General features: G+C 69.5%; 13 protein-coding genes and 1 pseudogene. 7 read left to right on the forward strand and 7 right to left on the reverse strand.

The window, feature by feature from the left end; all coding sequences use genetic code 11:
• Nucleotides 1–295: pseudogene (locus tag HUU96_RS05465) on the forward strand (hypothetical protein); the annotation flags it as partial.
• A gap of 19 nt (nt 296–314) precedes the next feature.
• On the opposite strand, the gene phaR reads toward HUU96_RS05465, so the two are convergent.
• The 4 genes from phaR to HUU96_RS05485 form a co-directional block, all read right to left on the reverse strand.
• Nucleotides 315–857 (reverse strand): polyhydroxyalkanoate synthesis repressor PhaR, encoded by a 543-nt coding sequence (gene phaR, locus HUU96_RS05470; RefSeq protein WP_174291838.1) that lies wholly within the window; start codon nt 855–857, stop codon nt 315–317.
• A 94-nt stretch (nt 858–951) separates the two neighbouring features.
• Complete coding sequence (locus HUU96_RS05475; RefSeq protein ID WP_174291839.1) at nt 952–1,980, reverse strand: alanine racemase; 1,029 nt, start codon at nt 1,978–1,980, stop codon at nt 952–954.
• Nucleotides 1,981–1,989: 9 nt separating this feature from the next.
• Nucleotides 1,990–3,594, reverse strand: coding sequence for an MFS transporter (locus HUU96_RS05480; protein WP_174291840.1), 1,605 nt, complete (start codon nt 3,592–3,594; stop codon nt 1,990–1,992).
• A 160-nt stretch (nt 3,595–3,754) separates the two neighbouring features.
• The gene (locus tag HUU96_RS05485) at nt 3,755–4,444 is read right to left on the reverse strand and encodes a murein L,D-transpeptidase catalytic domain family protein (protein ID WP_174291841.1); all 690 of its coding nucleotides are present in this window, start codon (nt 4,442–4,444) and stop codon (nt 3,755–3,757) included.
• Between the two features lie 198 nt (nt 4,445–4,642).
• Here HUU96_RS05485 and HUU96_RS05490 point away from each other — a divergent pair, with 198 nt between their 5' ends.
• The 4 genes from HUU96_RS05490 to HUU96_RS05505 all read left to right on the forward strand — a co-directional run bounded on the left by HUU96_RS05490 (nt 4,643) and on the right by HUU96_RS05505 (nt 7,173).
• Nucleotides 4,643–5,263: a L,D-transpeptidase family protein gene (locus HUU96_RS05490; RefSeq protein WP_174291842.1), complete on the forward strand. Its 621-nt coding sequence runs from the start codon at nt 4,643–4,645 to the stop codon at nt 5,261–5,263.
• Between the two features lie 92 nt (nt 5,264–5,355).
• Nucleotides 5,356–5,823, forward strand: a complete 468-nt coding sequence (locus tag HUU96_RS05495; protein ID WP_174291843.1) for an EF-hand domain-containing protein — start codon at nt 5,356–5,358, stop codon at nt 5,821–5,823.
• A gap of 10 nt (nt 5,824–5,833) precedes the next feature.
• The gene (gene tgt / locus HUU96_RS05500) at nt 5,834–6,976 is read left to right on the forward strand and encodes a tRNA guanosine(34) transglycosylase Tgt (protein ID WP_174291844.1); all 1,143 of its coding nucleotides are present in this window, start codon (nt 5,834–5,836) and stop codon (nt 6,974–6,976) included.
• Nucleotides 6,973–7,173 (forward strand): hypothetical protein, encoded by a 201-nt coding sequence (locus HUU96_RS05505; RefSeq protein ID WP_174291845.1) that lies wholly within the window; start codon nt 6,973–6,975, stop codon nt 7,171–7,173. The genes tgt and HUU96_RS05505 overlap by 4 nt, the downstream gene beginning before the upstream one ends.
• Nucleotides 7,174–7,209: 36 nt before the next feature.
• Here the strand turns inward: HUU96_RS05505 and HUU96_RS05510 are convergent, their stop codons facing one another.
• Nucleotides 7,210–8,367, reverse strand: coding sequence for a glutathionylspermidine synthase family protein (locus HUU96_RS05510; RefSeq protein WP_174291846.1), 1,158 nt, complete (start codon nt 8,365–8,367; stop codon nt 7,210–7,212).
• Nucleotides 8,364–8,741: a hypothetical protein gene (locus HUU96_RS05515; protein WP_174291847.1), complete on the reverse strand. Its 378-nt coding sequence runs from the start codon at nt 8,739–8,741 to the stop codon at nt 8,364–8,366. The genes HUU96_RS05510 and HUU96_RS05515 overlap by 4 nt, the downstream gene beginning before the upstream one ends.
• A gap of 117 nt (nt 8,742–8,858) precedes the next feature.
• Here HUU96_RS05515 and HUU96_RS05520 point away from each other — a divergent pair, with 117 nt between their 5' ends.
• A complete protein-coding gene (locus tag HUU96_RS05520; RefSeq protein ID WP_174291848.1) occupies nt 8,859–9,107 on the forward strand; it encodes a hypothetical protein in 249 nt (82 codons plus the stop codon).
• Between the two features lie 48 nt (nt 9,108–9,155).
• On the forward strand, nt 9,156–9,305 hold the full coding sequence (locus HUU96_RS05525) for a hypothetical protein (protein WP_174291849.1): 150 nt from the start codon (nt 9,156–9,158) through the stop codon (nt 9,303–9,305).
• A gap of 2 nt (nt 9,306–9,307) precedes the next feature.
• Here the strand turns inward: HUU96_RS05525 and HUU96_RS05530 are convergent.
• Nucleotides 9,308–10,327, reverse strand: a 1,020-nt coding sequence (locus tag HUU96_RS05530) for an SPL family radical SAM protein (RefSeq protein ID WP_174291850.1), incomplete at its 5' end; no start/stop codon positions are given.

The raw sequence follows: 10,327 nt of genomic DNA on the forward strand, positions 1-10,327 counted from the left end.
CACCAGCGCCAACTCGACCAGCCCGGGTTGCCCGCCGGGCTATGTCGTCCGCCGCGACGCGCCAGCCTTCTACTATGGCGGCTATGGCGACGATCCCTATTACTACGCTGCACCCGGCTGGTACCAGCCGTGGTTCTTCTATGGTGGTGCCTGGACCTACCGGCCCTATCCGTACCACCTCTTCTACTATGGCCATTACGGCTACGGCTACGGCCGCGGCTATGGCTATGGCCGGGGCTATGCGTATCGCGGTGGCTATGGGCGCGGGTACGGCGGCCGCGGCCTCCGCCGCTGATCGGCAGGGAATCGAGCGCCTAGCGGTTCAGGCGCTCGATCTTCTCGTTGAGGGCGGCGAGCTGTGCCTTCAGGGCGGCGATCTCGTCGTCCTTGCCGTTTGACCCTGTGGTCGCGGTGGCGGCTGGCTTGAACGCGCTCGTCGCCGCCTCGAACATCGCCATGTTCCGCTTGGCGAGGTCGGCAAAGGGCGAGCCGGCGAACGCGCCCTCGACTGCCGACTTGAACTGCTCCTGGTTGCGGCGGAAGCTGTCCATCGACGCTTCCAGATAGCCTGGCACCATCGTCTGCATCGAGTCGCCGTACATCGAGATCAGCTGCCGCAGGAAGCTGACCGGCAGCATCGTCTGGCCGCGGCTCTCCTCTTCCATGATGATCTGGGTGAGGACATTATGGGTGATGTCCTCGTCGGTCTTGGCGTCGAGCACCTTGAAGTCGCGCCCCTCGCGCGTCATCGCGGCGAGGTGATCGAGCGTGATGTAGGACGAGGTCTCGGTATTGTAGAGCCGCCGGTTGGCGTATTTCTTGACGATGACGGGCCCGTCGCCTGCTGGCTTCTTCATGATCCACCCCTGTTGCTCCAGCGTTGCTACACTCGCTGATACCGCGCCGCAACATGATGGTTGCTGCGCAGCGCAGGTGCAGCAGGAACGGTGCTCAGGGCGTCCAGTGGCGCTCGAAACGGCTGCCAAGCCCCGTCAGAAGCTCATATTGCGACATGCCCATGACCAGGGACGCCGCGAGCAGATCATAATCGAGCCGCACCCAGTCGCCCTCCGCCAGCCCGGGTGCCGCACCGACGTCGAGGGCGAGCAGGTCCATCGACACGCGGCCGATCACAGGCAACGCCACATCGCCCGCATAGCCGCGACCATGGCTGGAAAAGCCGCGGCAATAGCCATCGGCATAGCCGATATTGAGGATCGCGACCTCGGTGTCGGCAGCGGCCAGCCAGGTCGCGTTATAGCCGACCGTCTCGCCGGCGGCGACGCGGCGACGTTGCAGGATCTGCGCTTCGGGCGTCGCGACCTGGCGGACGACGCCGGCGAACTCGGCGCGCGGCACACCGCCGTACAGCGCCAGCCCCGGCCGGGTGAGGTCGAACGCATAGTCCGCCCCCAGCGCGATCCCCGCCGAGTTGGCGAGGCTTAGCCGCAGGGCCGCGGTCCGCCCTGCCAGTGCGGCGAAGCTCGCCCGCTGGCGCTTGTTCATTGCCGCGTCGTCGTCGGCGCACGCCAGGTGGCTCATCAGCGTGTCGATCGCGAGCCCGTCGAGCAGCCCGGTCGCGACCTCCTCGACCGCGACGCCCAGCCGGTTCATGCCGGTATCGACCATCACGTCGCACACGCCGCCGCCGGCTTCGCGCCAGCGCGCGACCTGTGCCGCCGTGCTCAGCACCGGCCGCGCCGGTGATGCCAGCGCCTCCGCCATGTCCTCCGCGCGGACGCCGTGCAGCACCGACAGCGACACGCCCAGCGGCACCAGCTTCGCCGCCTCCGCCCAGGTCGCGACGAAGAAGTCGGCACATCCCGCCGCCGCCAGCCGCCGCACCACCTCGACCGCGCCCAGGCCATAGCCGTCGGCCTTGACCGCCGCCCCGCACGGGGCGCGCCCGCTCATCCGTGCCAGCGTGCGCCAGTTGGCGACCAGGGCACCGGCATCGAGCGACAGGCGGAGCGGGAGCATCCCGCCGCGTTATCGGTGTGCGCGTCCCGCGTCGAGCGCTGTACGCGGCTCCTTCAACCCGATGACCGTCACCACCAACGCCATCGCTACCACCGCCATCGTGTACCACAGCCCGGCGAACGGATTGCCGGTCTTGGCAACGACATATTGGCTGATGAAGGGCAGGAAGCCGCCGAAATAGCCGGTGCCGATATGATAGGGGATCGACAGCGACGAATAGCGGATCGCTGGCGGGAACATCTCCGCCAGCAACGCCGCGACTGGACCATAGGTGATCCCCGACAGCGCCCCCAGCATCAGGATCGCGACGAGGATGAGCGCGATCCGGCCCGGCGACGGCCGCACCTTGGCAAGGTCGTAGCCCGCGCCGGCGAGGGCGGCGTCAAGGCCGGCAGGGCTCTGATCGGCAACCGGCGCGCCGCCGATCGACACGAACGTCACCTCAGCGCGTGCCTTGGTATAGGCGATGCCCTTCTTGGAGAGATAGTCGAGCAGCCGGCCGCAGGCGTCGGCCTGAGTAGCGGCGAACGGGCTGTAGCCGCAGGCCGGACCCGCCACCACCACCGGCGCGCGGGCGGCGGCTCGCGACAGGCCGGGATTGGCGGCGACGCCGATCGCCCAGAAAATCGGAAACAGCAGGATCAGCGTCAGGGTGTAGCCGATCACGATCGGCGGCTTGCGACCCACCCGGTCCGACAGCCGCCCGAACAGGATGAACCAGCCCAGCCCCATCAGCGCGCCCGCGCCGGTGATGAGCTGCGCCGTCGTCTCCTCGACGCGCATCGTCGTCTGCAGGAACGACAGCACCGTGAACATCGCGGTGTACCAGATCACCGTCAGCCCGGCAGCGATGCCGAACAGCGCCACCGCCATCCGCCGGAGGTTGCCGGGATAGGTGAAACTCTCGACCAGCGGGTTGCGCGCGCGGGCTCCATGCGCGCGCATCGCCACGAACACCGGGCTCTCCGACAGCTTGAGCCGCATCCACAGCGACACCGCCAGCAGCAGGATCGAGAACAGGAACGGGATGCGCCAGCCCCAGGTGCCCCACGTCGCGGCGCTGACGCTGCCGCGGGTGGTGAGGACCACGGCCAGGCTGAGGATGAAGCCGCCGACCACGCCCGCCTGGATGAAGCTGGTGTAGAAGCCGCTCTTGCCCGGCGGCGAATGTTCGGCGACGTAGATCGCCGCGCCGCCATACTCACCGCCCAGTGCCAGCCCCTGCGCGATCCGCAGTAGCAGCACCAGCGCCGGCGCGGCGAAGCCGATCGTCGCCGCCGAGGGGACCAGGCCGACGCCGGCGGTGGCGATGCCCATCAGCGTGATGGTGACGAGGAATGTGTATTTGCGCCCCAGCCGGTCGCCGAGATAGCCGAACAGCACCGCGCCCAGCGGCCGGAAGCCGAACCCGACCGCGAAGCCGGCCCAGGCGAGCAGCGTCTGCACCACTTCGCTGCCGGCCGGGAAGAAGGTGCGCCCGATAATTCCCGACGCGGCCAGGGTGCCGTAGATAAAGAAGTCGTACCATTCGAACATGGTGCCGAGCGCCGACGCGCCGATCACCAGCCGGATGTCGGCGGCGGTCGGCTGGTCGCGGATGTCGTCGATGCCCATTCGGCTCCCCTCGTACCTCCAGGGTAGCGCGAGTGGCGGCGGGGGCAAGAGCTGGCTCCCGCGGTTCGTCCCCCCGGGCCTTGTGCCGGGGTCCAGGGTCAAGCAGCGCTGCGCCCGTGGCTCTGGATGCCGGGACAGACCCGGCATGACAGACTTGGCCTTACACCTTGGCCGCGAAGATCATCCGGCCGGGGCCGAGCAGCGCAAAGGCGCGCTCCAGCTCGTTCTGGCCGACCGCGAAGCAACCCTGGCTGCGGCCGAGCATCCCGTGGGTGCGCACCATCTCCGGGTTGGAATACCAGGCCGAGTGCATGACGATGCCGCGCGGCAGCGCGTTGCTGTTGGTCGGATCGAGCCCGACCAACCGCTGCGACCGGCCATGCTTGCCGTTGTAATAGTCGCTAGCCAGAAACGCTCCCTCGCACGACGCGTTGGAGCCGTCGTCGTTGGAGAACCGGCTGAGCCAGCCGCTATGCTCGGGGTCGGAGCCGCTGCCGTGCGCGACCAGCATCGACTGGCTGGTACCGCTGGCGAGGTCGACGAAGTGAAAGCGCGCCTCGCGCGACGGCGCGGCGAAATCGGCGATGGCGATGCGATCGCGATGCTCGATCCGCGACGCATGTCGGTCGAGCGCGGCGAGCGCATGGCGCAGCAGCTCGGGGCGGACGACGCGCGGGCTGGTCGCTGGCGGCGAGACCGGGAAGGTCGGGCGGGTCGCCTTGGTCGGGGTCAGCGGGAACAGCGGACCTGTCGCGGAGAGAGCGCCAGGCACCGCCAGCGCGACCGCGGCAACCGCCCCATTCTTCAGGATCGCGCGCCGATCATGCGCAGCCGTCAACCAATCGTGCATCATCGCTCCTGCCGGGAACCCCTTCCGCTCGGACGATATAGCAGCCGCCGTCGTAACTTTCTGCCGCTGTTTCCGTGCGTTGCCGGCTGAACACCGCCATCCGTCGCGGCAACGGCGCGCTTCGTCGCACGCCGGGCGCGACGGCACGATTTTCGCATCGGCGCGTTGAGGGATTCGTCTGGTGTGGAGATGCTCGCCATGAGGATGCTGATCGTTGCTGCGACACTGCTGGCTGCCACGATATCGTCGGCCATGCCGGCGGCTGCCGCAACGTCCGCCGCCGCGTCCGTGACGGTCGACGAGGCGGCGACGCTCGCTCCCGGCAGCTATGTCTGGCGCGACAGCGGTGACGCCGCGGTGTCGATCGTGGTCAGCCTGCCCGATCAGCGCGCCTATGTGTATCGCGGCAGCGCGCTGGTCGCGGTCAGCACCGTCTCGACCGGGCGGCAGGGTCGCGAGACGCCGATCGGCTCCTTCCCCGTCCTGCAGAAGGCGGCGATGCACCGCTCGACGCTGTATGACGACGCGGCGATGCCGTTCATGCAGCGGCTGACCTGGGACGGCGTCGCGATCCACGCGGGCAGCAACCCCGGCTTCCCGACCTCGCACGGCTGCGTCCATGTCCCGACCGCATTCGCGAAGAAGCTGTTCGCGGTGACCCGGATCGGCACGCAGGTGTCGATCGTCGACGCGTCGGTCGATGGCTCGCCGGTCGACCTAGCCCCGCCGGCGCCGATCGAGACCCAGGCGGAGACGGCAAGCGCCAATGCCACGCAACTGGCGGCGCTGAGCAAGGCGGACGGCGCGGGGTCGCGCTAAGCTTGCCTCGATCGGCGTTGCTGGCGGAGTAGCGCTGGGACTGGCATGGGCGGCCGATGCCGACCGTCGCTGCTCTTACCCCGCTCCTTGTCATGACCCTTGCCGGCCAGGACGCACTCGTCTCACAGAGCAGCCGCGCGTCACGGACCGTCCTGGCCGCGCCGACCGCCGCGACGATGGTGGTCGCCCCGGTGGCGATGGCGATCGCCGGCTTCGACACCGATGGCGACGGCCGCACCAGCCGCGCCGAGCTGACCGCCGGCATCGCACGCAGCTTCGCGGCGGTCGACACCGGCCATAGCGGCAGCCTGCGCTACCTCGATTATGCCGAATGGGCGCTACGCTATCTCGGCGACCGCAATGCGCTGCCCAGCCCGTTCGAGGTCGACGCCAACGGCGACGACCGGATATCGCTGGCCGAGTTACAGGCCGCATTCGCCGCTGCGTTCGACCGGATGGACACCAACCACGACGGCTCTGTCAGCCGCGCCGAACTCCTGACCATCCGCGAGGGCCGGGTGCCGGACGATGGCCGTGGCGGCAAGCGGCGCGGGCGCTGAACCCGGGCCGATGACGCCGCGCTTCGCCTTTTCGATCGCCGCCACCGACGGTGCGGCACGCACCGGCGTCATCGCCACCCGGCGCGGCGAGATCCGCACCCCCGCCTTCATGCCGGTCGGCACCGCCGCGACGGTCAAGGCGATGAAGCCGGGCGACGTCGCCGCGGCGGGTGCCGACATCATCCTGGGCAACACCTATCACCTAATGCTGCGCCCCGGCGCGGAGCGCGTCGCGCGGCTGGGCGGGCTGCACGCGCTGATGGGGTGGCAGCGGCCGATCCTGACCGATTCGGGAGGCTATCAGGTGATGAGCCTCGCCGACCTCACCCAACGGTCGGAGGAGGGAGTCGCGTTCAAGTCGCACCTCGATGGCAGCCGCCACCTGCTCAGCCCCGAACGGTCGATCGCCATCCAGCGGCTGCTCGGCAGCACGATCGTCATGGCGTTCGACGAACTGGTGCCGACCACCGCGACGCGCGACGTGCAGGAGGCGGCGATGGAGCGGTCGATGCGCTGGGCGCGGCGGTCGCGCGCCGCGTTCGACGCCGGCGAGGGCCATGCCGAGGGCAACGCGATCTTCGGCATCCAGCAGGGCGCGCTCGACGAGGGGCTGCGCGCGTCTTCCGCCGACGCGCTGATCGACATCGGCTTCGACGGCTATGCGATCGGCGGACTGGCGGTCGGCGAGGGGCAGGCGGCGATGTTCGGCTGCCTCGACTTCGCGCCCGGGCAGTTGCCGGCGGACCGGCCGCGCTATCTGATGGGCGTCGGCAAGCCGACCGACATCGTCGGCGCGGTGGAGCGCGGCGTCGACATGTTCGATTGCGTCCTCCCGACCCGCTCCGGGCGCACCGGCCAGGCGTTCACCCGCGATGGACCGATCAACCTGCGCAACGCGCGCTTCGCCGAAGACCAGGCACCGCTCGACGCGACCTGCGCCTGTCCGGTCTGCGCCGGCTGGAGCCGCGCCTATCTCCACCATCTGGTCCGCTCCGGCGAAATCCTTGGCGCGATGCTGATGACGGAGCATAATATCTGGTTCTATCAGGCGCTGATGGCCGACCTGCGCGCCGCCATCGCCGAAGAGCGGCTCACCGCCTTCGCCAACGACTTCCGGACGCGCTATAACGCCGAAAAAGGAGAGACCGCGTGACCGACCAGAGCGACGACGCCCCTAACGAAATCCTCGCCGCCGCCCGTGAGGTGACGGAGCAGGGCGAGGCCGCCGCCAAGGCGCTGGCCGACAAGGCCAAGAGCTGGCCGCTGGCGATCGGCATCGCCGCCGGCATCGGCTCGGCGGCAATCGCCGGGGCGGTGCTGTACGCCAGCCGCGACAAGAAGCGAAAATAAGCGATACCGTCTCGGCGGCGTCGCTGATCGCTACGCTCAGCCCTCGATCACATGTGGCACGAAGCGGGCGGTGTTGGTGGTGATCAGGCCGTCCTCGCGGATGCCCATCCCCGCCGGCTCGCCGTCGATGATCCAGCTGCCCAGCACCGGGAAGCAGCCCGGCGCCGTCTCCGGTAGCGGGTACAGCGCCTGGTAGAGGAAACCCTCCTCTCCATAAACGCCGGCGGTCTCGGCGAGGATGGTGCCGGCGCGGCGGATCGAGACATTAGCCCCCTCGCGCGCCAGCAGCGGCTTGGCCACCGCATCGCCGTTCGGCATGTCGAAGCTTGCCAGCAGCAGGTTGGGGTGGCCGGGGAAGAGCTGCCACAGGATCGGCAGGATCGCCTTGTTCGACCAGATCATCTTCCACACCGGCTCGATCCACAGCGTGTCGGCGAAGCTCTCCAGCAGCTGCGGCGCGAATGCCTCGCTCGCCAGCCACTCCCATGGGTAGAGCTTGAACAGCGCCGCGATCGGCTGCTCGTCCAGGTCGACGAAGCAGTGCCGGTCCGCGTCCCAGCCGAGATCGTCGACCAGGATCGGCATCGTCGCCAGCCCTGCCGCCTCGGCGGTGTCGCGCAGATAGCTGGTGGTGACCGCATCCTCGCCGGAGGCATCGGCGGCATGGGCGAACCAGAGCGGGGCCGGCAGCAGCGGCGCGAGGTCGCGCCACTTCGCGACCAGCCGCTCGTGCAGGCTGTTGAACTGGTCGGCGGCGGGGAACACCTCCTCCTTCCACGACCATTGGATCACCGCCGCCTCCAGCAGCGAGGTCGGCGTGTCGCAATTGAACTCGAACAGCTTGGGCGGTTCCGCACCGTCATAGCCGAGATCGAAGCGGCCGAAGTTGAGCGCCGGCGGCTCGCCGTTCCAGGCGTCACGGATCGGCTGGTGAAATGCCGGCGGAATGCCGAACCGGTCGAGCAACCGCTGGTCGTCGACGATCGCCTGCCCGGCGGCGAGGAACAGCCGGTACAGCTCGGCAGTCGCCGCCTCGACCGTCTCGATCTCGGCGAGGGTGAAGCTGTAGCAGGCGCTCTCGTTCCAATAGGGTTCGCCGCCCCCCGCTTCTTGGCCAACGCCGTGCCAGATCAGCCCCTCCGCCTCGACCTTGCGGCGCCAGTCGGGACGCGGCGTCAGGGTGCGGCGGATCACTCGCCCGCACCGCCGAAGCTGCGCGCCGAGGAGCCGAAGCCGCCGCGCGCGACGGCGGCGCTGCGGGTGAACGCCGTCGCCGCCGGTGCCCGGAAATAGGAGTGTCCCGCCGCCGGCGTGAACGAGCCGCCGCGCACCGGTTCGCCATAATAAGGCAGCGCCGACTGCCGGCCGAGATAATACCACAGGAATGCACTGCCCATACCACCGCCGGCGTGTCGCTGCCCCGGGCACTGGTCGTCGGGCACGCGCTTGCCCTGCTGGTCGACGCAGACGGCGGTGTCGCGGTCCGCGGTCCAGCCATTGTCCTGCTGCCCGCACCCCGCCGCCAGCAATGCGGCGGCGACCCCGGTGGTGATCTTCAGGTCCTTCATCGTCGCTCCCCTGTCCGGCCCCTTACACTCCTGTCACCGGCGCGATGCAATCGCCCGCTTCCGCCGGCTCCTTGACCGGCCTCATGCGTTGGGCGACGAAACAGAAAAGGGGACATCATGGCCGCCGAGCCGCATCTGCCATGGACGACGGGCCCCAGCGGCCAGGGGGCGACGATGTGCGCCTGGTGCCACCGCGACATCTACGCGCCCGCCCTGCCATGTTCGGTCAGGCCGGTAGAGGGGCTGATGCGGATGGACACGCAGCCCGGTTTCGGCGCGCGCTGCCAATATGAGCTGAGCACCCGCCGGCCCGACATCATCGCCGCCGTGGATGCCGGGATCGAGACGAGCGCCATCGATGCCTAGCGAGCGGCAATAACCCTTTCTTAAAGGTCTCGGCGCAGCCTTGTGGGCATGAAGGCGCTGCTATTCTCGCTGCTGATCGTGGTCGGGCTCGACGAAGCGTTCGACGGCGGTGCCGGCGTGCAGGCCTGCTACGTCCTCATCGTCGATCTCGTCCGCGGCACCAGACGCGAAGTCGGCGGCTCGGTGTTCCGCCGCTGATCTCAGGTCCAGTAGAGGATGCGCGCGTGCGGCAGGACGCGGCCGATCGCCTCCTCGAAGAACCCGCGCAGGCGGCGCATCGTCGCGGCGTCATAGACCTGCTTCTCGCCGCCGAACTTGGTGCGCTTGGTGGTGCGGTCCTGCATCGTCATGTCGAGCGCCGAGCCCGGATACCAGCTGTCGAGCATCGCCTTCGACCCCGCCGTGTAGCGGTGGGTGATCAGCTCGACCGTCAGGTCGAGGTCGGCGACCCCGGCCAGCGCCGCGCCAGCCGCGTCGATCAGCTCGCCATAGGCCTGTTCCCAGCCCTCGGCGGCGATGATCGGCGCGATCGTCAGCCCGACCGGATAGCCCGCCGCCGCCATCCGCCCCAGCGCCGCCAGCCGTGCGGCGACCGGCGAGGTGCCGCCCTCGAACCGGGCGAAGCGGCGCGGGTTGATCGAGGCGCGCATCCGCGTACGGCGCTGATGGTCTAGGCCGAGCAGCGGCTCGACCGCGGCGAACTTGCTGGTGAAGCGGAGCTGCGCGTCCGCCTGCCACTCCCCGAACCAGGCGATCGCCGCCGACAGCGAGCCGGTCAGATGCTCCAGCGCCAGCGGATCGGTATAGCATGACGCCTCGAAGGTGGTGCCCTCATGCGCCCGCGCCCGGCTGCGCGAGGTAATGGTGCCCTGGCCGAGATGCGGCGGCAGGCCGGCCAGGATCTCGTCGAGATTGGCGTAGACCCGCGTGATCGGCGGCCCCTTGAGCGAACCGGCGAGATAGCAATAGCTGCAATGCGCCGGGCACCCCTCGGCGAGGTCGACCCGCCAGTCGGCGCTGGGCGCGATCGGTTGCAGGCGGCGCTTCGACGGTGGCGCGACCGTCACCGCCAGCGTCGCCTTCGCCTCGGCATAGGCGCGCCGCGGGTCGTCGGGCATCGCCAGCGACAAGCGGTCAGTCGGCAGCTCCACCACCTCGACCCCCAGCGCTCCCGCCCGCGCGGCGACCTGGCGGCCATGCGCCCAGTCTCGCGCCGAGCG

The sequence above is a fragment of the Sphingomonas bacterium genome, from assembly GCF_903644135.1.
In the GTDB taxonomy this organism is placed as follows: domain Bacteria; phylum Pseudomonadota; class Alphaproteobacteria; order Sphingomonadales; family Sphingomonadaceae; genus Sphingomonas.